This window comes from Shewanella sp. UCD-FRSSP16_17, from assembly GCF_001675935.1.
GTDB classification, from domain to species: domain Bacteria; phylum Pseudomonadota; class Gammaproteobacteria; order Enterobacterales; family Shewanellaceae; genus Shewanella; species Shewanella japonica.
The window spans coordinates 398,443-423,026 of sequence record NZ_LZFV01000002.1 but is presented as its reverse complement, the minus strand read 5'-3'; the positions used below and the strand labels follow the sequence as shown (position 1 = coordinate 423,026).

Below are 24,584 nucleotides of genomic sequence, written 5' to 3'. Positions count from 1 at the left end.
CACTTTTTAATGTAAGTGAGGTTGTGTGTTTGAGTTGAAGTCTGGCGATAAAACATTATCGTTATCTAGCCCTGTCGTTATGGCAATTATCAATGTTACCCCTGATTCTTTTTCTGATGGTGGTCAGTTTTCTACGTTCGAAAATGCCTGTAAACAGGTTGATAAAGTCATCGAAGAAGGTGCGACCATCTTGGATATTGGTGGTGAATCAACTAGGCCCGGTGCAACTGATGTATCAGTTGAAGAAGAATTGGCTCGTGTGATCCCTGTGATTGAGTATGCGGCTAAACATCCTGATATTTGGATTTCAATCGATACGAGTAAACCAGAGGTGATGGAGAAAGCGGTCGCTGCAGGCGCGCATATTATTAACGATGTACGCGCTTTACAAGCTCCTGGCGCTGTCGCGATGGCGACTAGCTTGGATGTACCTGTATGCTTAATGCATATGCAAGGTAAGCCTGAAACAATGCAAGATAACCCAAGTTATGACAATGTCATTCAACAAGTTGTCGATTTTTTATCATTACGCATTGATTATTGTGTTGCAGCAGGTATGCCTCGCGAAAATATTATCATTGACCCGGGGTTCGGTTTTGGTAAAACTTTAGCGCACAATTATGAGCTATTGGCAAAATTACCTGAACTTCATAGCATGCACCTACCTGTACTTATCGGCCTTTCTAGAAAGAGCATGATTGGCGATTTACTCCAGCGAAATGTAGATGAACGACTCGCTGGTAGTCTTGCAGGAGCAATGATTGCGGCGCAGCAAGGCGCGCAAATTTTACGAGTACATGATGTAAAAGAAACCGTCGATGCGTTAACGGTTATGTCAGCAACCATGGCGAGTTTACATCAATAAAGTTTATATAACCTGTTAGTTTAGCTGATTGAGTTAGTGTGAATTCACTTAATGTGAGGTACTAATGCAACAACGTAATCTATTTGGCACGGATGGAATTAGGGGAAAAGTTGGCGCAGGCTTCATGACCCCTGAATTAGCGTTAAAATTAGGTTGGGCTGCAGGCAGAGTGCTTTCACGCAGTGGGACAAAGAAAATTATTATTGGTAAGGATACCCGCATTTCCGGGTATCTTTTCGAATCAGCATTAGAAGCTGGTTTGTCTGCTGCAGGACTTAATGTTCTGCTCGTTGGCCCAATGCCTACCCCCGCAATTGCTTACCTTACTAGAACGTTTAGAGCTGAAGCGGGAATCGTTATCAGCGCTTCACATAATCCATATTATGATAATGGCATTAAATTCTTCTCTGCTGACGGCAGTAAGTTAGATGACAAAATAGAATTGGAAATTGAGCATGAGCTGACTAAGCMTATGCAATGTGTTGAGTCACACCTACTCGGTAAGGCGGCTCGAATTGATGATGCCGCCGGTCGATATATTGAATACTGCAAAGGTCACTTTCCGGCAAATCTGACTTTAAATGGACTCACTTTAGTCGTCGACTGTGCTCATGGTGCTACCTATCATATTGCACCTAATGTATTTAAAGAGTTAGGTGCCAACGTGATTACCATTGGTGATAAACCTAATGGATTAAATATTAATGATAAAGTTGGAGCAACTTCCATGGCGGCTATTTGTGAAGCCGTTATCAATCACAATGCAGATGTGGGAATAGCACTCGACGGTGATGGTGACCGTATCATGATGGTCGATCATCAAGGTAATATTATTGATGGTGACCAAATATTGTATATTCTTGCTCGAGATGCGATCAAACAAGGTGAATTTCAAGGCGGAGTTGTGGGGACCTTGATGTCAAACCTGGGATTGGAAGTCGCATTGAATGAGTTAGATGTACCGTTTGTTCGTTCAAATGTGGGTGACCGATATGTCATGGAGCTTATGCGCAAAAATAACTGGCGTATCGGCGGTGAAAATTCAGGTCATATTCTTAATTTAGATCATGGTACGACTGGTGATGGTATCGTTGCTGGGATATTAGTATTAGCAGCCATGCAATGTGCCAACAGCAAGCTTGCTGCATTAGTTGCCCCTCTAGAAATGTACCCGCAAGTATTAATTAATGTCCGCTATCACGTCGACAAAAAGCCATTAGAATCAAAACTTGTGCGATCTGTTCAGACAAAAATTGAAAAGCTATTGGGTCAAAATGGGCGAGTACTTATAAGAGAGTCAGGCACAGAACCCTTGATAAGGGTGATGGTCGAAGGTAAAAATGATGTTCAAGTCACGGCTTTTGCAAACGAAATTGCCGATGTAGTCAAAAGCGTGGGTTTGTGACAAAGTTCGGTATACAATCATTTAGCGTTTTTATTTATTATTAACTTATTTAATATCTTAGCTCAGCGAATAAAAAAACATCATTCCGTCAAGTTATGATAAATATTCCTGAGTTAGCTATTGTAAGTTGTTTGGCGGTTCGTTATCATTCACGCCGCTTTCAAAGGAGACAGTAATGGCACTCAGACGTCCTATGGTAGCTGGCAACTGGAAAATGAATGGCAGTGCAGCGTTAGCTCAAGAGTTATTCAGCAAGTTTGCTACAAAGCTCCAAAATGATTCTGCTGAAGTAGTTTTATGTCCACCTTCAATTTATCTTGAAAGTGTTAGACAACTACTTGAAGCAAATAAGCAAACCTTAGATGGTGCGCTTGTAAGAATGGGCGCACAAAACCTAAGTCAACATGACTTCGGTGCCTATACTGGTGAAATTTCCGGTAAAATGCTAAAAGATTCAGGATGTCGATATGTGATTATCGGCCATTCCGAACGTCGTAGAATGTACGGCGAAACAAGTAATATCGTTGCAGAGAAATTCGCTGCAGCACAAAAACATGGTCTAACGCCGATTCTTTGTGTTGGTGAATCAGGTCCAGCTCGTGAAGCAAGACGAACTTTTGAAGTCATTGCTGAAGAGTTAGACATTGTGATCGAAAAGAATGGCACCATGGCTTTTGATAATGCCATTATCGCTTATGAGCCTTTATGGGCTGTAGGCACTGGTAAAAGTGCAACTCCAGAGCAAGCGCAAGAAGTTCACGCGTTTATTCGTAATCGACTCTCTGAAGTGTCTCCATTTATTGGAGAGAATATTCGCATTTTATATGGCGGTAGTGTTACCCCATCGAATGCTGCTGATATATTTGCCCAACCAGACGTAGATGGTGGATTGATTGGCGGAGCTAGCTTAAACTCTAGCGAGTTTTTAAGTTTATGTTCCATAGCGATGAGCGCATAATATTATGTATGAAGTTTTAATTGTTGTTTACTTGGTTGTTGCGATTGGTCTAGTAGGACTGATTTTAATTCAACAAGGTAAAGGCGCAGATATGGGTTCTTCTTTTGGTGCTGGTGCATCAGGAACTCTATTTGGCTCAAATGGTTCAGGTAACTTCCTGACCCGTAGCACCGCTGTTTTAGCGATTGGTTTTTTCGCATTAAGTCTTATTTTAGGTAACTTAAGTGCAAACCACTCTAAAAAAGATGATGCTTGGAATGATTTAGGTTCTGCAGTAGAGCAAGTTGAACAAGCTCCTACTCAGGCTGAAACCTCAGAATCAGAAATTCCTGACTAAATTATTGCCTCCAATTGGCAAAAAACTAGTAGTGATTGCTTTAGCTAACTAGTGTAAAAAGTTTGAATGCGGATGTGGCGGAATTGGTAGACGCGCCATCTTGAGGGGGTGGTGAGCTATGCTCGTGTGGGTTCAAGTCCCACCATCCGCACYAAAATTTAATTAATCAGCCTCAAGTTAACACTGATTAATTATTGCAAGCAAAGACGTAAGTTAATATAATTGCGCAAGTTGACGCGGGGTGGAGCAGTTTGGYAGCTCGTCGGGCTCATAACCCGAAGGTCGTCGGTTCAAATCCGGCCCCCGCAACCAGCTTATTATTTATTTCTTATTTCTAAGGATAAATAATTAAAAGGTTCTATATTTAAGACCTCGTTATTACGGGGTTTTTTGTTATATGGAGCTTAGTAACTCCGTGATTTTACGGACTTTCTTGGGGCTATTTGCCCTTTTTTTCGTTTTTGGGGGTCATTTTTGGCAACATTAGAAACTAAACTGACAGAAATGCTGACAGTACCTGTTGAAGCGTTAGGTTTTCAACTTTGGGGTATTGAGTTTGTCCATGCAGGGCGTCATTCAATATTACGTGTATTTATTGATGGTGAAAACGGTATCAATATTGAAGATTGTGCTGAAGCCAGCCGCCAAGTTAGTGCTGTTCTAGATGTTGAAGACCCAATTTCGACAGAATACACACTAGAAGTTTCATCGCCAGGTGTAGATAGACCACTATTTACGGCTGAGCAATACGCTGCTTATATCGGCGAAGATGCAAAAGTACAGTTAACGATGCCTGTTGCAGGTAGTCGTAATTTAAAAGGTGCTATTACGGCAATTGAAGGGCAAATGCTGACAATTACCGTTGATGGTGAAGATTTGATTGTGGCTTTAGATAATGTGCGTAAAGGCAACATTATTGCGAAGTTTTGATAGTTTCAAGGTGAACGAGGCAAGACATAATGAATAAAGAGATTCTGCTAGTCGCAGAGGCGGTATCCAATGAAAAAGCCGTCCCACGCGAGAAAATATTCGAAGCGCTAGAAATTGCTCTAGCCACAGCAACTAAGAAAAAATACGAAGGCGAAATTGAAGTTCGCGTTGCTATTGACCGTAAAACGGGCCACTACGACACTTTCCGTCGTTGGATGGTTGTTGATGATCAAGGCGAAGCTTTAGAAAACCCTTATAGTGAAATTACACTTGAAGCTGCACGTTTTGAAAATCCTGAAATTCAACCGGGTGAGTTCATCGAAGATGAAATCGATTCAGTTGTTTTTGACCGTATTACAACGCAAACAGCGAAGCAAGTTATTGTACAAAAAGTACGTGAAGCTGAACGCGCGCAAATCGTAGAGCAGTTCATCGAAAGAGAAGGTGAAATTGTTACTGGTGTTGTCAAGAAAAGCACCCGCGAAAGTGTCGTTGTTGATTTAGGTAATAACGCAGACGGTGTGATTTATAAAGAAGACATCATCAGTCGTGAATCTTTCCGCCCTGGTGACCGTGTTCGTGCATTACTTTATGCCGTTCGCCCAGAAGCTCGTGGCGCGCAACTATTTTTAACCCGTAGTAAGCCTGAGATGATCATCGAGCTATTCAGAGTAGAAGTACCTGAAATTTTAGATGAAATGATTGAAATCATGGGCGCAGCACGTGATCCAGGCGCTCGCGCCAAGATTGCTGTGAAAACTAACGATAAGCGTATCGACCCAATCGGTGCTTGTGTTGGTATGCGTGGTGCACGTGTTCAAGCTGTATCAAATGAATTAAGCGGTGAACGTGTTGATATCGTTATGTGGGATGACAATCCAGCACAATACGTGATCAATGCAATGGCACCTGCTGATGTTGCTTCAATCATTGTTGATGAAGACAACCACTCAATGGATATTGCTGTTGAAGCAGATAGTTTGGCACAAGCAATTGGCCGTAACGGTCAAAATGTTCGTTTAGCTACTCAACTAACTGGTTGGGAACTTAACGTGATGACCGTTGAGGAGTTAAACGCTAAGCATCAAGCTGAAAGCGCTAAAGTGATTAGCTTGTTTGTTGAAACATTAGACGTTGACGAAGATTTTGCAACCGTTCTTGCTGAAGAAGGTTTCACTTCTTTAGAAGAAATTGCATACGTACCAGAAGCAGAACTGTTAGAAGTTGACGGTTTTGATGAAGATATTGTTGCTGCCTTGCGCGAACGTGCCAAAGCAGCGATTTCGACTCGAGCATTAGCAACGGAAGAAGCACTTGATGGTGCAGAACCGGCTGCTGATTTATTAGCGTTAGATGGTTTAGAAAAGCATTTAGCATATGTTCTTGCAAGTAAAGGTGTGTCGACCTTAGAAGACTTAGCAGAACAAGGTATTGACGATTTAATCGATATTGAAGAATTGACAGAAGAAAAAGCAGGTGAGCTCATCATGGCTGCCCGTAATATCTGTTGGTTTGGCGAAGAAGCATAAGTCGATCAACAGGGGGATTTAATTGATGGCAGATACAAGTATAGATAAATTGGCCACAGAAGTGGGCAAGAATGTAGACAGACTGATTGAACAGTTTGCCGAAGCGGGAATTAAGAAGACTAAAACTGACAGCGTTTCTGAAACAGAAAAGCAAACGTTGTTAGATCACTTAAAGAAGCAGCATGGTGGTGAAAATGCGCCGCAAAAAATGACTTTGCAACGCAAAACTGTGTCTACTTTAAGCGTGAATGCCGGTGGTGGCCAATCTAAAGACGTTAAAGTTGAAGTGCGTAAGAAACGTACTTTCGTTAAACGTGATGAAAGTGAATTAGCCGCAGAAGCAGAAAAACAAGCACAACAGCAAAAAGAAGCAGAAGCGGCGGCTAAAGCTGCAGCAGAAGCTAAAGCTGCTGAAGACAAAGCTAAGGCTGAAGCAAAAGCTAAAGCCGATGCAGAAGCTAAGGCAAAAAAAGAAGCCGAAGCTAAAGCAAAAGCAGAAGCAAAACCTGCTAAAGCTGATGATGCTGAAACTGCTGCAGCTAAAGCTGAAGCTGAGCGTATTAAAGCTGCTCAAGAAGAAGCGTTAACTAAAAAGCAAAAAGAAGAAGCTGCACAAGCTGCTGAAACTGCACGTAAACTTGCTGAAGAAAACTCTAAGCGTTGGGCTGAAGAAGAGCGTCAACGTATAGAAGCTGAGAAAAACAGCGACCATCACATCACAACATCTAAAGCTGCTCGTGCTGCTGAAGATAGCTCTGATGCTGCAGAAGAAAAACGTGGTCGTCGTTCTCGTAACAAGAATGCGAACAAGAAACGTGGTGGCAAAGGCGGTCGTGATAACCGTTCAAGAGGCGCTCGTAACCAAAGTACTGCTCCTGAATCAATGGCGCACGGCTTTAACAAGCCTGTGGCAGTAGTTAAAGGCGACATTCGAATTGGTGAAACCGTTTCTGTTGCTGAACTTGCGCAGCGTATGTCTGTTAAAGCAACTGAAATCATCAAGCAAATGATGAAAATGGGTTCAATGGTTACGATTAACCAAATCCTTGACCAAGAAACAGCACAAATGGTTGCTGAAGAAATGGGTCACAAAGTTGTACTACTACGTGAAAACGAATTAGAGCATCAAGTACTTGGTGATCGTGACGAAGAGAACGTTGTTTTAGAAACACGTGCTCCAGTTGTGACCATCATGGGTCACGTTGACCATGGTAAAACATCATTACTTGATTATATTCGTCGTGCAAAAGTTGCCGATGGTGAAGCCGGTGGTATTACGCAGCATATTGGTGCTTACCACGTTGAAACTGACAACGGCATGATCACTTTCTTAGATACTCCTGGTCACGCAGCGTTCACTTCTATGCGTGCTCGTGGTGCTAAAGCAACAGATATCGTTGTATTGGTCGTTGCTGCTGATGATGGCGCTATGCCTCAGACAATTGAAGCAATCCAACATGCTAAAGCCGGTAACGTGCCGTTAATCATTGCTGTGAACAAAATGGATAAGCCAGAAGCTGATCCAGAACGTGTTAAGAGTGAATTAGCGCAGCATGGTGTAATGTCTGAAGATTGGGGCGGCGAGCATATGTTCGTCAACGTTTCAGCTAAAGCAGGTACAGGTATCGATGAGCTACTTGAAGGCATTCTTTTACAAGCTGAAGTTTTAGAGCTTCAAGCTGTTCGTGAAGGTATGGCTGCAGGTGTGGTAATCGAATCTAAATTGGATAAAGGTCGTGGCCCAGTTGCTACTGTTCTTGTTCAAGAAGGTACGTTACGCCAAGGTGATATCGTTCTTTGTGGTCTTGAGTACGGTAAAATCCGTGCGATGAAAGATGAAAACGGTAAGAGCATTACTGAAGCAGGTCCATCAATCCCTGTTGAGATTTTAGGTCTTTCAGGTGTGCCATCAGCGGGTGATGAAGCGACAGTAGTTCGTGATGAACGTAAAGCTCGTGAAGTTGCACTTTACCGTCAAGGTAAATTCCGTGATGTTAAACTTGCGCGTCAGCAGAAGTCTAAACTTGAGAACATGTTTGCGAACATGACTGAAGGCGAAGTACAAGAGCTAAACATCGTACTTAAAGCAGACGTTCAAGGTTCACTTGAAGCAATTTGTGATTCATTAACTAAACTGTCTACTGACGAAGTTAAAGTTAGCATTATTGCTCGTGGTGTTGGTGCATTAACAGAAACTGATGCAACACTTGCAGCAGCTTCAAACGCTATCATGGTTGGTTTCAACGTTCGTGCTGATGCACAAGCGCGTAAGACAATTGAAGCTGAAAGCGTTGATTTACGCTACTACAGCGTTATCTATGACCTAATTGATGAAGTTAAAGCGGCAATGACCGGCATGTTAGCGCCTGAGTTCAAGCAGCAAATCATCGGTCTAGCTGAAGTACGTGACGTATTTAAGTCGCCTAAGATTGGTGCAATTGCGGGTTGTATGGTTACTGAAGGTACCATCAAACGTAGCGCTCCTATTCGTGTACTACGTGAAAACGTGGTTATCTACGAAGGTGAACTAGAATCATTACGTCGCTTTAAAGATGATGTAAACGATGTCCGTAATGGCATGGAATGTGGTATCGGTGTGAAGAACTACAATGACGTCAAAGTTGGCGATCAGATTGAGGTCTTCGAGACGGTCGAAGTGGCCAGAACGCTGTAACACAGAAAGGGCGGCGTAAGCCGCCTTTTTTATTTATATAAAGCTATAAGGTATTAATGTTATGGCAAAAGAATTTAGTCGTACACGCCGTATTGCACAGCAACTCCAGCAAGAGTTAGCGATGATTTTACAGCGCGACATGAAAGATCCACGTATCGGCTTCGTGACAGTAAACGATGTTGATGTCTCTCGTGATTTAAGCTTTGCGAAAGTTTTTGTGACTTTCTTCGAAGAAGATCAAGAGTTGGTAGATCAAAAAATTGAAGCACTGACAGCGGCTGCGCCTTATGTCAGAACATTAGTTGCAAGTCGAATGAAACTGCGTGTTATGCCTGAGCTGCGTTTTGTATACGATAGTTCGTTAGTTGAAGGCATGCGCATGTCTAACTTAGTGAGCCAAGTGATTACACAAGACAAAGCTAAGCAAGACAAAGCAAGACAAGATGAGTTTGGCTCTGACGATGTTGATGCATCAGAAGATAAAACTGAGGATAAAGATTAATGGCTCGTCGTCGCAAAGGTCGTTTTATTAATGGCATCGTACTTTTAGATAAAGGTACTGGCATCAGTTCTAACCATGCTTTGCAACGTGTCAAACGTATTTATAACGCCAATAAAGCAGGCCATACTGGTGCTTTAGACCCTTTAGCCACAGGTATGCTCCCCGTTTGCTTAGGCGAAGCAACCAAGTTCTCTCAACACCTTTTAGATGCGGACAAGCGTTATTTGGTKACAGCTAAATTAGGTGAAAGAACAGACACCAGTGATTCTGATGGTGAAGTTGTTCAGATCCGACCGGTTAAGTTTGAGCAAAAGCTGTTAGAGGATTCTTTAGAGCATTTTCGCGGTGACACCATGCAAGTGCCTTCAATGTTCTCTGCACTAAAGTATCAAGGGCAGCCTTTATACAAGTATGCTCGTGAAGGCATAGAGGTTCCTCGAGAAGCCCGTCCTATTACCGTATTTGAGTTGCTATTTGTTAGCCTAGAAGGCGATGACTTAACACTTGATATTCATTGCTCAAAAGGCACCTACATTCGTACCATCATTGATGATTTAGGTGAAATGTTAGGTTGTGGCGCACATGTCACTATGCTGAGACGAACCCAAGTTGCAGGCTATCCATATGAGAAAATGGTGACACTTGAGCAGTTAACTGAAATAGCTGAACACGTCGATAAAGAAGATGAGTCTTCTTTTAGCGTGTTAGATGATTTGTTGTTGCCGATGGACACTGCTGTAGCAAACTTCACTGAAGTTAATTTACCGGACGCTTGTGAGCAATTTATTATGCAAGGTCAGCCTGTTCAGGCTGCAGGCTTAAAAGCAGGTGAATTGGTCAGAATGACGTTAGGTGAGCAGCGTCGCTTTATCGGAATTGGTACCATGAATGATGATGGTTTGCTGGCTCCTAAGCGTCTAGTTGTTGATCACAGTGCAGAATAATCATTAATTACTAGCTTTTATCGGCTGTTAAGTGTTTTTTATTGCGATAGTGACTGAATATAGTTAGAATGTCGCCCCCTCTGGCTGAGTTAGTGATTGGCTAGAGTTAATTTAATTTTTTCTGGAGATAAATATGTCACTAAGTAATGAACAAAAAGCAGCTATCGTAGCTGAATACAGCCGTGGTGAAAACGACACTGGTTCAACTGAAGTACAAGTTGCTTTATTGACTGCACAGATTAACCATCTGCAAGGTCACTTCAAAGAGCACATCCATGATCACCATTCACGTCGTGGTCTATTACGTATGGTTAGCGCACGTCGTAAACTTACTGCTTACTTAAAGCGTAAAGACGTAGCTCGTTATACTGCTCTTATCCAGAAGTTAGGTTTACGTCGTTAATAACGATGTTTAATTTGATTGTGTTTACATAGTCAAATTCTAACCGTAAAAAAGGAGGCTTAAGCCTCCTTTTTTATTATGTCCAATTAAGTCATACATCATCGCATCGCTTTACGTCTTTTTTAAAAGCAAGTCGCTGGCATTTAAACCTGTTCTAACGGCATACTCATTTCAGTAAAATATTGCGCTTCAAACTCGTCTAGCGGTAAGGGCTTACTGAAAAAGAAGCCTTGGCCAATTTGGCAATTATGCTGCTGAAGCCAAGTGAGTTGTTCTTGGTTCTCAATACCTTCTGCAACAATATCTAAATTCAGTTGCTGACCTAACATCAAAATGGTCGAAGCAATTGATGCATCATGGGGTAAATCAGATACAAACCCTCGGTCAATCTTCATCGTTGTAATAGGCAGATGTCTTAAGTATGACAATGATGAATACCCTGTACCAAAATCATCAACCGCTATACCAAAACCTGCACTTTTTAGCTGCTCTAGTTTAGCAATTGCTTGATCGACATCATTCATCAAAGAGGTCTCAGTTATCTCAATTTCTAAGAGTTCAGGACGAATTTGATATCTAAGCGCTAATTGTTTTATGTCAGAAACCAAACTGGCATCAGCGAACTGCTGCGATGCCACATTCACTGCAATTGGAATGGCATAATTGTATTTCTTTTCCCATTCACGAATGACCTTACAGCTTTGCTCGATAACCCAGCGGCCTATAGGAATGATTATCCCCGTTTCTTCTGCGATAGGTATGAAAGACATCGGCGGCACGAGTTCGCCATTCTTTTGCCAACGGATAAGTGCTTCACACCCCATAATTCGATTCGTTTTTAGATCGAGTTTAGGTTGGAAGTATAATAAGAATTCATTGTGCTTCAGGGCGTCATGTAGTGAGGCTTCTGTTTTGAGCCTCACAGCAGCATTCTCGGTCATTTGTTGCTTAAAGAAAGCCCATTGATTAGAACCTGCAGCTTTAGCACTGTACATAGCGATATCAGCGTGTCGAATAAGATCCTCTGCGCCAGGGCCATCTTCAGGATAAATAGAGATACCGATTGATGCCGCAGGATGAATGGCGTGCTCGTTAAGTTGTACGGGGGCATTAAGTTGCTTTTGCAGTTTATCGACGAAGTCAGCTGCTTGATCTGGTGTTTCTATATCATCAGCGACAATAACAAACTCATCGCCACCTAATCTTGCTACGCTGCCTCTGTCACCTACAACGGTTTCTAAAATCCTCGCGACACGTGCCAGGAATTGATCCCCAATAGCATGACCCAATGAATCATTCACGTTTTTAAAGCGGTCTAAATCGATAAAGAGTAGTGCAAAGTGCCTTTTGTGAACCCGTGCTCGTTGAATGGTTACATCCAAAGTTTCGAGCAATAAGGTGCGATTAGGCAAACTGGTTAATGGATCCCGAGTTGCCATTTTTCTGAGTTTATTTTGAGTCTGACTAAACTGTAATAAAATCTGGTTGAACTTTGAGGTCACTAGCCCAAGCTCATCATCTTTGTGAGCCTTAGCCATAGGCAGTAAGTTTTCATCGGGTAAATCTGGGTCAATTTTATCAATTGCTTCACTAATTTGGGCAATGGGTTGAGTCAAAAAGCGGTGGAAAACGATAGTTAATACTAAGGTGAGTAATAAAGCGCGTGCTAACGTTGCAATAAAGCCGAGTTGTAACTGATTAAATAGGTTATTGGTCATCTCTTGTGTGTTGTAAAAGATGGTAAGCGTTCCAATCAGTTGCTGTTTTTTATTGCCTTCAAAATAAAAAGGGCGATATAGCGGTCGTGAAATCTCATTTAAGTCTTTAAATAAAAAGTGGCTTAAATTGTCGTAGTTTTCAGAGAATTGTTTTGGTTGATTACTGGCTGTTACGAAAAGGCTACCATCATCTAAGGTAATGACTGCAGAGCTAATATTATCAATTTTGATAATACCCTCTAAGGTTTGTTCGGTTTGTTTATCATCTAGTGCCCAAACTGCATTAGAGGCAGTTTGTTCTACTGAATTAAGTAACTCTTCTTGAGAGGCGGTAAGCTGCTGTTTGGTTGTGACGACAACTAAAGCTATCTCGACAACAAAAATGGCAATCGCAAAAAACAAAGCAGTAAATACAACTAAGTTAGTTTGCTTCCATGTCAGAGATTTAAACCTTGGTGTCATTCAAACGATTCCATTTGTTTTTATTACAGTTTCATAGAGCAGATATCGATTAGATAGTAAATCTGCTGTGCCTAATCACTTATTAATTTATATCGCTTTCGCATCATCTCACTTTAGACAAAATCAGATTAAATGTCATTAATTATAGCGATAACCTTACTCAACAAGAGAGGTGCTTCAAGCAGTTAAGCAATTTTGAGCGGCTTTGTCATCCTGCTGTCATCAAATGCAAGTATTTACAATGGCTGTTATCGGCTTCATTTTCGGTAAATTTAATTATTTTTAAGCGGTATATTGCGATGCGCTTTAACTATTGTAAAAAATTGCAGTATACTTATGCGCGTAATTTAAAGGTCAATAATTAAGGAATGGGTCACGTGAATCCAATTGTAAAGAGTTTTGAGTATGGTCAACATACCGTCACCTTAGAAACAGGTGTTATTGCACGTCAAGCAGATGCTGCAGTTTTAGCGAGCATGGGCGATACAACAGTATTAGTAACTGTTGTTGGTAAAAAAGTAGCGGATCCAAGCCGTGACTTCTTCCCATTAACAGTTAACTACCAAGAAAAAACCTACGCAGCAGGTAAAATCCCTGGTGGTTTCTTCAAGCGTGAAGGTCGTCCTTCTGAAGATGAAACACTGATTGCTCGTTTAATCGACCGTCCAATTCGTCCTTTATTTCCGAACGGTTTTAAAAACGAAGTTCAAGTAATCATTACGGTAGTTTCAGTTGATCCACAAATTGAACCAGATATGGTTGCAATGATTGGTACTTCAGCTGCGCTTTCTATTTCAGGTATCCCATTTAATGGCCCAATCGGCGCAGCACGCGTTGGTTACATTGATGGCGAATATCTATTAAACCCAACAGTTGATCAAGTTGCTGAAAGTGATCTTGATTTAGTTGTTGCTGGTACTGAATCAGCTGTATTGATGGTTGAATCAGAAGCAAAATCATTAGCTGAAGAAATCATGTTAGGTGCGGTGACTTACGGTCATGACCAGCAGCAAGTTGTTGTTCAAGCTATTGCAGAATTCAAAGCTGAAGCGGGTAAACCTACTTGGGATTGGACAGCTCCAGTACAAGATCAAGATTTAGTAGCTCAAATTAAAGAGTTAGCTGAAGAAGGCATGACTGCGGCTTACCAAATCGAAGTTAAGCAAGACCGTTACGCGCAAGTTGGCGTAGTTAAAGCGGCTGCTAAAGAAGCATTGATTGCTCAAAATCCTGATGTTGATACTCGTGAAGTTGACAACTTATTAGGTAGTCTTGAAAAAGACGTAGTTCGTGGTCGTATTATTAGTGGCAAGCCACGTATCGACGGTCGTGAACCAGATATGATCCGCGCATTGAACGTATTAGCGGGTGTACTTCCACGTACACACGGTAGTTCTTTATTTACCCGTGGTGAAACTCAAGCATTAGTAACTTGTACTTTAGGTACTGAACGTGATGCTCAAAAAATTGACAGCATCATGGGCGAGCGTACTAATCGCTTTATGCTTCATTACAACTTCCCTCCATACTCTGTTGGTGAAACAGGTATGGTAGGTTCGCCTAAGCGTCGTGAAATTGGTCACGGTAAATTAGCTTGGCGTGGTATCAATGCTGTTATGCCTTCTGCTGAAGAATTCCCATACAGTGTTCGTGTTGTATCTGAAATCACAGAATCAAACGGTTCAAGCTCTATGGCTTCTGTTTGTGGTACTTCATTAGCGTTAATGGATGCGGGTGTACCTATCAAGACTTCTGTTGCTGGTATCGCAATGGGTCTAGTAAAAGAAGGCGACGACTTTGTTGTTCTTTCTGATATCTTAGGTGATGAAGATCACTTAGGTGACATGGACTTTAAAGTAGCGGGTACTCGCGACGGTATTACTGCTCTGCAGATGGATATCAAGATTGAAGGTATCACTAAAGAGATCATGGACATCGCACTGCAACAAGCATACGGCGCACGTGTTCATATTCTTAACGTTATGGACCAAGCAATTGGTGGCGCACGTGAAGATATCTCTGATCACGCTCCACGTATCACGACTATCAAGATTAATCCTGAGAAGATCCGTGACGTTATCGGTAAAGGTGGTGCAACTATCCGTGCACTTACTGAAGAAACAGGCACAACAATTGAACTTGATGACAACGGTACTGTGAAGATTGCATCTTCAAACGGTGAAGCAACGAAAGAAGCTATTCGTCGTATCGAAGAAATCACTGCTGAAGTTGAAGTGGGTCGCATCTATAAAGGTAAGGTAATCCGTATCGTTGATTTCGGTGCATTCGTTAACATCCTACCTGGTAAAGACGGCTTAGTTCACATCTCACAAATCAGTGAAGAGCGTGTTGCTAACGTTTCTGACCATCTTGAAATGAATCAAGAAGTTGACGTTAAAGTGATGGAAGTTGACCGTCAAGGTCGTGTAAGACTTTCTATCAAAGAAGCGAACGCTAAAGAAGAAGCTGCTGCAGAATAATATCTGACACCAAGCGTTAATTAAAAGGAGATCTTCGGGTCTCCTTTTTTGTGCCTATAATTTGTCGACAAACGCTTAGTGTAGACGTTATGGATATTGAATGAATACGTTGAGCAAGTCATGTAATTTATCAATTTCAACCGTAGCTTATTAACTCTAAAGCTGGCTATATCATCAGTTATGCTGGTAAATGAAATTTTATTGGTATCTGCATAGCCCTTATGGAGATTGGTTGATATGATGCAAAGTAATTATAGAACCTGATAAGGTATTTAAATGGAACAGAAATTACGTACCACAGTTGTCGCATTATGTGTGGGTGCCAGTTTGTTATTGTCAGGTTGTGCCTCTTTATCTGGTAGTGCCGATAGTGCAGCGAATGGCAAAATCATGGTTGCGCCAAACGTCCCAGACTACAAACTTGAAGTAACCTTAGCCAAATTAAATGAAATTCTTGGTACGATGGAACTAACGCCTGAACAACGAGCGCGTTTTCATTATGATCGTGGCGTAATATATGACAGCGTTGGGTTACGTTTACTTGCAAGAATAGATTTTCATCAAGCCATTAAACTGCAACCTAATTTAGCGGACGCTTATAACTTCTTAGGGATTTATTACACCCAAGAGGGGGAGTTTGAAAGTGCTTATGAGTCATTTGATGGCGTACTTGAGTTATCACCTGAATACGATTATGCCTATTTGAACCGTGGTATTGCTTTGTATTACGGCGAGCGTTATGAATTAGCCGCTCAAGACATGAAAGACTTTTTACGAAAGGATCCTTCTGATGGCTACCGCGCTTTGTGGTTATATCTAGTCGACTCACCAAGAGATGCTGAGTCTGCACAGCTAGCATTAGCGGAAAATCGTCAGTCATTGAATGATCAGGCTTGGTCGTCAGTGTTAGTTGACTACTACTTAGGTAAAATGACTAAAGAGCAGGTTTTTGAGGCTGCTAAGGTCAATTTAAACCAGCCTAAAGAATATTCTGAGCGCTTATGTGAAGCCTATTTTTACATTGCCAAAAAAGCAGTAGAGCAACAAGATTACCAACTTGCTATTGATTACTATCGATTGAGTTTGGCAACTAATATTTATGATTTTGTAGAGCATCGCTATGCAAGAATCGAACTTGCTCAAGCGCAGCAGCAATTAATTGAACAAGAATCGGCTCAAACAAACTAATTGAGTGAATATCTAAAAGGCCGATAATGTTATTATCGGCCTTTTTCTTTTTACCCCTCAGGGCAAAGATTTATTAGCTCAGATTTTCTAGTTCAAATTCTGCAGTTAAGCTAGGCTAGTTCAACCTTCACTGACATTGTCAATCAGCTTTTGGTTTTGACTCACCAATACTCAAGACTTTACCTAGCCAACTATCCTCGGAAACGCTATAATTTGCGCCATTTTATTTATGCTAGGGCAAAGTAACTCATGTCAGCTCACACAGTCGAGGTCGATAAACGTCGTACCTTCGCGATTATTTCGCATCCCGATGCCGGTAAAACGACTATCACCGAGAAAGTTCTTTTATTCGGACAAGCTATCCAAACTGCAGGTACAGTAAAAGGTCGTGGTTCAAAGCAGCACGCAAAGTCTGACTGGATGGAAATGGAAAAAGATCGTGGTATTTCTATCACGACGTCTGTGATGCAGTTTCCTTATAGTGATTGCTTAGTCAATCTTCTTGATACACCTGGTCATGAAGACTTTTCGGAAGATACCTATCGTACCTTAACAGCAGTTGATTCATGTTTAATGGTCATTGACTCAGCTAAAGGTGTCGAAGATAGAACACGTAAACTGATGGAAGTGACTCGACTTCGTGACACGCCGATTGTCACTTTCATGAACAAATGTGACCGTGATATTCGCGATCCTATGGAAGTGATGGACGAAGTAGAAAATGAGCTGAAAATTGCCTGTGCTCCAATTACTTGGCCAATTGGTTGTGGTAAATCCTTTAAAGGTGTTTACCATATTCTGCGTGATGAAACTGTGCTTTATCAATCTGGTCAAGGTCATACGATTCAAGAAGTCCGTATCGTTAAAGGGCTTGAAAATCCAGATTTAGATGAAGCCGTTGGTAGTGAGCTGGCTGAGCAATTACGTGAAGAGTTAGAGCTGGTTATTGGTGCTTCACATGAGTTTGAACTTGAGCCTTTTTTGAAAGGTGAACTTTCACCGGTCTTTTTTGGCACTGCATTAGGTAACTTTGGTGTTGATCATGTACTTGATGGTCTAACAGAGTGGGCTCCTAAGCCACAACCTCGTGCAACCGAGATGGGTGATATCCATGCTGAAAATGAAAAGTTCAGCGGCTTTGTATTTAAAATTCAAGCTAACATGGACCCTAAACATCGTGACCGTGTTGCGTTTATGCGTATTGTTTCTGGTAAATATCAGAAAGGCATGAAAATGCACCATGTTCGTGCCGGAAAAGATGTGCGCATTTCTGATGCGTTAACCTTTGTTGCGGGTGACCGTGAGCAAGTAGAAGAAGCATACCCTGGTGATATTATCGGGTTACATAACCACGGTACTATTCAAATTGGTGATACCTTCTCACAAGGTGAGAAGCTTAAGTTTACGGGTATTCCTAACTTCGCACCTGAAATGTTCCGCCGTATTCGCTTAAAAGATCCGCTGAAGCAAAAGCAATTGCTTAAAGGTTTAGTGCAGCTAGCTGAAGAAGGCGCTGTGCAGGTATTTAGACCGCTTGATACCAATGACCTTATTGTTGGCGCTGTTGGTGTGCTGCAATTTGAAGTGGTTGTAGGCCGTCTTAAGAGCGAGTACAACGTAGAAGCGATTTATGAAGGCATTAGTGTGTCGACAGCCCGTTGGGTTTATTGTAAAGACGAGCGTAAGTTAGAAGAGTTCCGCCGTAAGTGCAGTGCAAACTTAGCACTAGATGGTGGCGATAACTTAACGTATATCGCACCTACTATGGTAAATCTGAACTTATCAATGGAACGCTACCCAGATGTTGAGTTTGCCAAAACACGAGAAAATTAATCCATAAACTCTAAAGAGTCGGTATTGATGAATATTAAAGGCGGATTTTCCGCCTTTTTTTATGCTCAAATAGGCCAAAATAAATCGGTTTGTATAAACGGAATAATCAGTATATTTTGGAGCAAGATATACTTATCAGCATCGACTATTTCATTATTTGTGTGCGATAAGCTTTTAGCATTCAGTATCCTTTAAGCCGTTTTTGGTAGGTTAAACTTAACACCGACGATTAATAATAACCTGATGTATCAATGATTTTAGTCAAAGGGAGAGATATACATGATTGATTCTCATGCACATTTAGATCTTGCTGACTTTGATCATGACAGGGCTGAATTATTTAATGCTATGGCATTAAAAGGAATTAACTCGGCTTTAATCCCTGCGATTAGTGAACAGCATTGGGAAAATCAATTAGTGATAGTACAGCAATATCATTGCTATTTTGCTTTGGGTATTCACCCTTGGTATGTTCCCGAAGACGTTAACGCATCACTCGTATCACTGGAGAATATGCTCGCCAAATATGCGGCAAATGACAGACTTGTAGCCGTTGGTGAGTGCGGATTAGATAAGCTAAAACCAGACTTTGATAGACAGCAACAGCTATTATCTGGACAATTAAAAATTGCAATTAACATGGAGTACCCAGTGATTCTTCATGGAGTCAAATGTCACCAAGAGTTATTGTCATTATTAAACCGATTCCCTAATCCCAAAGGGGGCGTTATTCATGGTTTTTACGGTGCGCCAGAGTTGGCAAGTCGATATATTGAACTAGGTTATAAATTGGGTATTGGTGGCTTATTACTCAACCCAAAAGCCAAAAAGTTAAGAAAAACGATCACTGAATTGGATATTAAACATTTCATAATTGAAACAGACTCGCCTAGCATGACCCCCTATAATGCAACCGAAAAACGAAATACTCCGCTTATTTTGCCAAATGTGGCCTCTGAGATCGCAAATTTACAGAAAAAAACAACTGTTTTTATATTAGAACGATTGAATAAAAACTTCTCCCAACTGTTTGAGCTGTCGTAATTTTTTTTTAAACATGGTTATTAATAAATATTAATGTTTCATAAGATCCTGAAATTAAACTCTAAAAGTATGATCTAATCCACGATTTTCATCTGCTCCTCAGTTATAATCATTAACGGAAAATAGGTGAGTTAACAACAATTATACAAATCGTTAACATAAATAAGGGTGATGATTAATGGATATACTAATGAGTCTAGTTGGGGTGGTTACCATACTAGCAATCGGTTATGCACTATCAAACAACAGAAAAGCTATTAATGTTCGTACTGTTGGTGGCGCTTTAGCAATTCAAGCATTCTTTGCTGGTTTTGTTTTATACGTTCCAGTTGGTAAAGACATTTTAAAAGGTGTTTCTGACGCAGTATCTAGCGTAATTGGTTACGCTCAAAATGGTATTAACTTCTTATTTGGCGACTTAGCCCAATTTAAAGTTGGTTTCATCTTCGCGGTAAACGTACTTCCGGTTATCGTATTCTTCTCTTCTTTAATTGCAGTTCTTTACTACTTGGGCATCATGCAGTGGATCATCCGTATTATCGGTGGTGGTTTACAAAAAGCATTAGGCACTAGCCGTACAGAGTCTATGTCTGCAACGGCTAACATCTTCGTTGGTCAAACTGAAGCTCCTTTAGTTGTACGTCCTTTCATCGCGACAATGACTAACTCTGAATTATTCGCAATCATGGTTGGTGGTTTAGCATCAATCGCGGGTTCAGTATTAGCTGGTTATGCGCAAATGGGTGTACCGATTGAGTACTTAGTTGCTGCATCATTCATGGCTGCTCCAGGTGGTCTTATGATGGCTAAGCTAATGCATCCTGAAACTGAAGAAGCTAAAAACGAAATGTCAGATCTTCCAGAAGATCCTGACAAGCCTGCAAACGTATTAGACGCGGCTGCTGCAGGTGCTTCATCTGGTATGCACTTAGCACTTAACGTTGGTGCAATGTTGATTGCTTTCGTTGGTTTGATTGCAATGATCAACGGTATCATCGGTGGTGTAACAGGTTGGTTCGGTCTTGAAGGTATTACTTTAGAGCTAATCTTAGGTTACATCTTCATGCCATTAGCATTCTTAATCGGTGTACCTTGGAACGAAGCATTAGTTGCTGGTTCTTTCATCGGTCAAAAGATTGTTGTTAACGAATTCGTAGCATACCTTAACTTTGCTCCTTACTTACTTGATGCATCAGCTGAAGGTTACCAAGTAGTAGCAGAAACAGGCATGATGATGACTGACAGAACCAAAGCGATTATCTCATTCGCATTATGTGGTTTTGCTAACTTATCTTCTATTGCAATTCTATTAGGTGGTTTAGGTGCAATGGCTCCTAGCCGTCGCCATGACTTAGCTAGATTAGGTATCCGTGCTGTTATTGCCGGTTCTTTAGCTAACTTAATGAGTGCGACTCTAGCTGGTTTATTCTTAGCGATTTAATTGTCTAAGACGACCTTGAGTTGAGTAAATGAAGGCTGTTGTTACCTCGGTAATAGCAGCTTTTTTTTAGGTTTTTTTACCTATGTTAATTGAAGTTTAATCTCGCTAGCCCATTGGCTGGCATATGACTTGCTTTGTTAAATCACCAGTTTTTTATATTACTTTACTCAAAAAATACAGTTTATTAGTCATAAATGTTCTAAGTTGTTAGTAGAAAGTAGAGATATTGTTCACATTTTGGGATTAAGTATTCGTATTTTTGCCAAATAATATTGAGCTTTTATCCAATCTATGTACAATGCAAACGTTTATAAAAATCGCCACCCACGAAGGTGGTAAAATAAATATATCAATGGGGTTGATAATGAAAAACGTTAAAACTTTAGCTTTAGCTGCTACAACTATCGCTGCTATGTCTGCACCTGCAATGGCTGCTGACCGTGGTGAAGATATCCGTTCTGGTGATTACAGCTGGATGCAGTTCAATGCAATGTACGCATTTGACGAATTACCAAGTGCTGGCGAAAGTGGCCACGATTACTTAGAAATGGAATTTGGCGGCCGCGCTGGTGTTGTTGATTTATACGGTTACGTAGATGTATTCAACTTATTCACTCAAGATTCTGGTGACAAAGGCTACGGTGAAAGCCGTATGTTCATGAAGTTTGCACCTCGTTTCTCTTTAGATGCAATTACTGGTCTTGACCTTTCAGTTGGTCCTATCCAAGAAGTGTACTTCTCTACTCTATTCAACTGGGGTGGTGGAGCAATTGGTGAAGACGTAAACTCTTCTTTCTGGGGTTTAGGTGCTGACGTTATGGTTCCATGGTTAGGTAAAACTGGCATGAACTTATACGCTCACTACGACATGAATGGTAAAGATTGGAATGGTTACCAGTTCTCTGCTAACTGGTTCAAGCCTGTTCATAACTTCGATAACGGTACTTTCGTAGCGTTCCAAGGTTATGTTGATTACCAATTTGGTGCTGATGATGAGTACGGCGATGAGTTCGTTCCAATGTCTAGCAATGGTGGTGCAGCATACTTCGGTCTACACTGGCATTCAGATAACTACGCACTTGGTTACGGCCTAAAAGGCTACAAAGATGTATACCTTCTTGAAGATGGTGCTGGTATTGTTGGTCTAGAAACAACTGGTTGGGCTCACTACCTAACAGCTACTTACAAGTTCTAATCTAATTTGTAAGCTTTGGAGCCACATTATGTGGCTCCAAATTTATTGCAAAATATGTTAGTATTTACTTAAGTACATACAAAAATTTGTTAGAATGTATTTAGATAAATATTAAAGTCCAAACAATTTAAAATAGTGAACTAATATACTAGTGGTTCGGTATCAAATGTTTGGATTGATTTGCGCGCTAAAAGGGAATTTTCGCGGAATGGATGAAACAATTATTCTTTGTTTCACCTCTTCCGGTCTTCAAGGATTCAAGTCGTGGTACTCGTTATCAGATTGAATACTTAGTTCAGTAACTTATCAATTAATTTACTGGCAATGCTCGAAGGCCCGGCCTCTACATCAATCAACTGCCAGCTTTATGCATTGCCAAAACAAGATTTTTATTAGGTTTTTGTTTCGGAGAGCAAACATGAGTGATTTAAAAAAAGCAGCACAACTTGGTATCTCATTAATGGATTTAACCACATTAAATGACGATGATACTGATCAAAAAGTCATTGATTTATGCCACAAAGCGAATACTGCTGCTGGCCATACTGCTGCCATTTGTATTTATCCGCGTTTTATTCCAATTGCTCGTAAAACATTGAATGAGTTAGATTGCGAAGATATCAAAATCGCTACCGTAACTAACTTCCCACACGGTAATGATGATATTGCTATTGCAGTATTAGAAACTCGTGCTGCTGTTGCTTATGGCGCAGACGAAGTTGATGTGGTTTTCCCATACCGTTCATTAATGGCTGGTAACGAGTCTTTAGGTTTTGAGCTCGTTAAAGCATGTAAAGAAGCGTGTGGGGATGAAGCGATCTTAAAAGTGATTATCGAATCAGGCGAGCTTAAAGATCCTGCGTTAATCCGTAAAGCTTCTGAGTTATCGATTGATGCTGGTGCCGACTTCATTAAAACTTCAACGGGTAAAGTTCCTGTTAATGCGACATTGGAAGCAGCAGAAATTATGCTGACAGTTATCAGTGAGAAAAACCGTAATGTTGGCTTTAAGCCTGCAGGTGGTGTGCGCGATGCTGCACAAACAGCTGAGTTCTTAGGCGTGGCAGAGCGTATTTTAGGTGCAGAGTGGATTTCTCCAGCTAGCTTCCGTTTTGGTGCATCAAGCTTATTAACTAGCTTACTTCACACTCTAGATCTTGCTGATGCTCCTCAAGGTAAACAAGGATACTAAGCAGGTCGATTTGCTTAGTTAGACGTCTTAACGGTTTTAATTGATAGCACCAAGTAACATTGCATTATTTATTTGGTGCCATCTTGTTAAGGTGAAACTCTTGATTTTAAGTATGAATAAAAGGGTTTCATTGGAGGAAATGTTATGTTTCTCGCTCAAGAAATTATTCGTAAAAAACGTAATGGTGAAGCACTTAGTTCTGCTGAAATTCAATTCTTTGTAGACGGTATTACCCAAAATACTGTTTCTGAGGGACAAATTGCTGCATTCGGCATGGCAGTTTATTTTCAAGATATGAACATGGATGAACGTATTGCACTGACCACTGGCATGCGTGACTCTGGCACAGTACTTAATTGGGATTCGTTATCGCTAAACGGACCGATTATTGATAAGCACAGCACTGGCGGAGTCGGTGATGTTATCAGTCTGATGCTTGGCCCTATGGCTGCGGCTTGCGGCGGTTATGTGCCAATGATTTCCGGTCGTGGTTTAGGCCATACTGGTGGTACTCTCGATAAGTTTGACGCAATTCCTGGTTATCAAACCGAACCTTCAAGTGAACTCTTCCGTAAAGTAGTTAAAGAGGCTGGGGTCGCCATCATTGGCCAAACTGGTGATTTAGTCCCAGCTGATAAGCGCTTTTATTCTATTCGAGACAATACAGCGACAGTCGAGTCTATTTCTTTGATTACTGCTTCTATTCTTTCAAAGAAACTCGCTGCGGGCCTTGATGCACTAGCGATGGATGTCAAAGTCGGTAGTGGTGCGTTTATGCCAACTTACGAAGCATCTGAAGAGTTAGCTCGAAGTATTACTGCTGTTGCTAATGGCGCGGGGACTAAAACCACTGCATTACTCACTGACATGAACCAAGTACTAGCCTCATGTGCAGGTAATGCTGTCGAAGTTCGTGAAGCGATTAATTTCCTCACTGGTAAATATCGTAATCCGCGTCTATATGAAGTGAYTATGGGCTTATGTGCGGAAATGCTAGTGTTAGGTGGCATTGCCCAAAATGATGCTGAAGCTCGTACTAAGCTTAATGCTGTACTTGATAATGGGAAAGCCGCTGAGATTTTTGGCCGTATGGTGTCAGGTCTTGGTGGTCCGGCTGACTTCATTGAGTCATTCGATAACTATTTACCTCATGCATCGATTATCCGTCCTGTTTTTGCCAGCCAACAAGGCTTTGCGTACAGCATGGATACTCGAGAGCTCGGCTTAGCTGTTGTTACTTTAGGTGGCGGACGCAGAAAGCCAGGTGATAAATTAGATTACAGTGTCGGATTAACCGATGTCTGTGCTTTAGGTGATGAGATTACTCAAGATAAACCTATTGCTATGATACATGCTCAATCAGAAGCGGCATTTGAAGAAGCTTCTGCCGCGGTACAACAAGCGATACATATTAAAGATTCGGCGCCAGAAAAAACGCCTGAAATTTATCGCTATATCCGCGCATCGGATTTATAAGGAGCTCA

The 24,584-nt window shown here is 41.2% G+C and carries 19 protein-coding genes and 2 tRNA genes; 20 read left to right on the top strand and 1 reads right to left on the bottom strand.

What is annotated here, in order from left to right; all coding sequences use genetic code 11:
- The first annotated feature begins 25 nt into the window (after positions 1 to 25).
- From folP to rpsO, 12 genes are all read left to right on the top strand, one after another.
- Entirely contained in the window at positions 26 to 865 is an 840-nt protein-coding gene (gene folP, locus A9267_RS06690; RefSeq protein WP_065108659.1) for a dihydropteroate synthase, read from the top strand.
- A gap of 64 nt (positions 866 to 929) precedes the next feature.
- Positions 930 to 2,270, top strand: a complete 1,341-nt coding sequence (gene glmM, locus A9267_RS06685; protein ID WP_065108658.1) for a phosphoglucosamine mutase — start codon at positions 930 to 932, stop codon at positions 2,268 to 2,270.
- Positions 2,271 to 2,445: 175 nt separating this feature from the next.
- Positions 2,446 to 3,228 carry a triose-phosphate isomerase gene (gene tpiA / locus A9267_RS06680; protein ID WP_055023708.1) on the top strand — a complete coding sequence of 261 codons (783 nt, stop codon included), beginning with the start codon at positions 2,446 to 2,448 and terminating at the stop codon, positions 3,226 to 3,228.
- Positions 3,229 to 3,232: 4 nt separating this feature from the next.
- Positions 3,233 to 3,565: a preprotein translocase subunit SecG gene (secG, locus tag A9267_RS06675; RefSeq protein WP_055023709.1), complete on the top strand. Its 333-nt coding sequence runs from the start codon at positions 3,233 to 3,235 to the stop codon at positions 3,563 to 3,565.
- Positions 3,566 to 3,633: 68 nt separating this feature from the next.
- Positions 3,634 to 3,716, top strand: a tRNA-Leu gene (locus tag A9267_RS06670).
- A gap of 84 nt (positions 3,717 to 3,800) precedes the next feature.
- A tRNA-Met gene (locus A9267_RS06665) sits at positions 3,801 to 3,877 on the top strand.
- Positions 3,878 to 4,039: 162 nt separating this feature from the next.
- On the top strand, positions 4,040 to 4,495 hold the full coding sequence (gene rimP / locus A9267_RS06660; protein ID WP_055023710.1) for a ribosome maturation factor RimP: 456 nt from the start codon (positions 4,040 to 4,042) through the stop codon (positions 4,493 to 4,495).
- A 29-nt stretch (positions 4,496 to 4,524) separates the two neighbouring features.
- Positions 4,525 to 6,024, top strand: coding sequence for a transcription termination factor NusA (gene nusA / locus A9267_RS06655; protein WP_055023711.1), 1,500 nt, complete (start codon positions 4,525 to 4,527; stop codon positions 6,022 to 6,024).
- Positions 6,025 to 6,049: 25 nt separating this feature from the next.
- Positions 6,050 to 8,698, top strand: a complete 2,649-nt coding sequence (gene infB / locus A9267_RS06650) for a translation initiation factor IF-2 (RefSeq protein WP_055023712.1) — start codon at positions 6,050 to 6,052, stop codon at positions 8,696 to 8,698.
- Positions 8,699 to 8,759: 61 nt separating this feature from the next.
- Positions 8,760 to 9,200, top strand: coding sequence for a 30S ribosome-binding factor RbfA (rbfA, locus tag A9267_RS06645; protein ID WP_065108657.1), 441 nt, complete (start codon positions 8,760 to 8,762; stop codon positions 9,198 to 9,200).
- Positions 9,200 to 10,144 (top strand): tRNA pseudouridine(55) synthase TruB, encoded by a 945-nt coding sequence (truB, locus tag A9267_RS06640; RefSeq protein WP_065108656.1) that lies wholly within the window; start codon positions 9,200 to 9,202, stop codon positions 10,142 to 10,144. The genes rbfA and truB overlap by 1 nt, the downstream gene beginning before the upstream one ends.
- Before the next feature lie 133 nt (positions 10,145 to 10,277).
- A complete protein-coding gene (gene rpsO, locus A9267_RS06635) occupies positions 10,278 to 10,547 on the top strand; it encodes a 30S ribosomal protein S15 (RefSeq protein WP_055023715.1) in 270 nt (89 codons plus the stop codon).
- Between the two features lie 143 nt (positions 10,548 to 10,690).
- Here the strand turns inward: rpsO and A9267_RS06630 are convergent, their stop codons facing one another.
- Positions 10,691 to 12,727, bottom strand: coding sequence for a putative bifunctional diguanylate cyclase/phosphodiesterase (locus tag A9267_RS06630; protein WP_055023716.1), 2,037 nt, complete (start codon positions 12,725 to 12,727; stop codon positions 10,691 to 10,693).
- A 377-nt stretch (positions 12,728 to 13,104) separates the two neighbouring features.
- On the opposite strand from A9267_RS06630, the gene pnp reads away from it, so the two are divergent.
- The 8 genes from pnp to deoA all read left to right on the top strand — a co-directional run bounded on the left by pnp (position 13,105) and on the right by deoA (position 24,576).
- Complete coding sequence (gene pnp / locus A9267_RS06625; RefSeq protein ID WP_055023717.1) at positions 13,105 to 15,207, top strand: polyribonucleotide nucleotidyltransferase; 2,103 nt, start codon at positions 13,105 to 13,107, stop codon at positions 15,205 to 15,207.
- A 276-nt stretch (positions 15,208 to 15,483) separates the two neighbouring features.
- Positions 15,484 to 16,395, top strand: a complete 912-nt coding sequence (gene nlpI / locus A9267_RS06620; protein ID WP_065108655.1) for a lipoprotein NlpI — start codon at positions 15,484 to 15,486, stop codon at positions 16,393 to 16,395.
- A gap of 249 nt (positions 16,396 to 16,644) precedes the next feature.
- Positions 16,645 to 18,228 carry a peptide chain release factor 3 gene (prfC, locus tag A9267_RS06615; protein WP_055023719.1) on the top strand — a complete coding sequence of 528 codons (1,584 nt, stop codon included), beginning with the start codon at positions 16,645 to 16,647 and terminating at the stop codon, positions 18,226 to 18,228.
- A gap of 279 nt (positions 18,229 to 18,507) precedes the next feature.
- Complete coding sequence (locus tag A9267_RS06610; protein ID WP_065108654.1) at positions 18,508 to 19,272, top strand: TatD family hydrolase; 765 nt, start codon at positions 18,508 to 18,510, stop codon at positions 19,270 to 19,272.
- A 178-nt stretch (positions 19,273 to 19,450) separates the two neighbouring features.
- Positions 19,451 to 20,713 carry a NupC/NupG family nucleoside CNT transporter gene (locus tag A9267_RS06605; RefSeq protein WP_065108653.1) on the top strand — a complete coding sequence of 421 codons (1,263 nt, stop codon included), beginning with the start codon at positions 19,451 to 19,453 and terminating at the stop codon, positions 20,711 to 20,713.
- 364 nt (positions 20,714 to 21,077) lie between these two features.
- Positions 21,078 to 21,908 carry a nucleoside-specific channel-forming Tsx family protein gene (locus A9267_RS06600; protein WP_055023722.1) on the top strand — a complete coding sequence of 277 codons (831 nt, stop codon included), beginning with the start codon at positions 21,078 to 21,080 and terminating at the stop codon, positions 21,906 to 21,908.
- 418 nt (positions 21,909 to 22,326) lie between these two features.
- Positions 22,327 to 23,100 carry a deoxyribose-phosphate aldolase gene (gene deoC / locus A9267_RS06595; protein ID WP_055023723.1) on the top strand — a complete coding sequence of 258 codons (774 nt, stop codon included), beginning with the start codon at positions 22,327 to 22,329 and terminating at the stop codon, positions 23,098 to 23,100.
- Between the two features lie 144 nt (positions 23,101 to 23,244).
- Complete coding sequence (deoA, locus tag A9267_RS06590; protein ID WP_065108652.1) at positions 23,245 to 24,576, top strand: thymidine phosphorylase; 1,332 nt, start codon at positions 23,245 to 23,247, stop codon at positions 24,574 to 24,576.
- The last annotated feature ends 8 nt before the right edge of the window (positions 24,577 to 24,584 follow it).

Bases quoted from the DNA above. Each gene is read 5' to 3' on its own strand.
- deoC (WP_055023723.1), top strand. From the start codon at position 22,327: ATGAGTGATTTAAAAAAAGCAGCACAACTTGGTATCTCATTAATGGAT.
- nusA (WP_055023711.1), top strand. From the start codon at position 4,525: ATGAATAAAGAGATTCTGCTAGTCGCAGAGGCGGTATCCAATGAAAAA.
- A9267_RS06600 (WP_055023722.1), top strand. From the start codon at position 21,078: ATGAAAAACGTTAAAACTTTAGCTTTAGCTGCTACAACTATCGCTGCT.
- nlpI (WP_065108655.1), top strand. From the start codon at position 15,484: ATGGAACAGAAATTACGTACCACAGTTGTCGCATTATGTGTGGGTGCC.
- rpsO (WP_055023715.1), top strand. From the start codon at position 10,278: ATGTCACTAAGTAATGAACAAAAAGCAGCTATCGTAGCTGAATACAGC.
- infB (WP_055023712.1), top strand. From the start codon at position 6,050: ATGGCAGATACAAGTATAGATAAATTGGCCACAGAAGTGGGCAAGAAT.
- A9267_RS06610 (WP_065108654.1), top strand. From the start codon at position 18,508: ATGATTGATTCTCATGCACATTTAGATCTTGCTGACTTTGATCATGAC.
- A9267_RS06630 (WP_055023716.1), bottom strand. From the start codon at position 12,727: ATGACACCAAGGTTTAAATCTCTGACATGGAAGCAAACTAACTTAGTT.
- tpiA (WP_055023708.1), top strand. From the start codon at position 2,446: ATGGCACTCAGACGTCCTATGGTAGCTGGCAACTGGAAAATGAATGGC.
- secG (WP_055023709.1), top strand. From the start codon at position 3,233: ATGTATGAAGTTTTAATTGTTGTTTACTTGGTTGTTGCGATTGGTCTA.
- rbfA (WP_065108657.1), top strand. From the start codon at position 8,760: ATGGCAAAAGAATTTAGTCGTACACGCCGTATTGCACAGCAACTCCAG.
- A9267_RS06605 (WP_065108653.1), top strand. From the start codon at position 19,451: ATGGATATACTAATGAGTCTAGTTGGGGTGGTTACCATACTAGCAATC.
- prfC (WP_055023719.1), top strand. From the start codon at position 16,645: ATGTCAGCTCACACAGTCGAGGTCGATAAACGTCGTACCTTCGCGATT.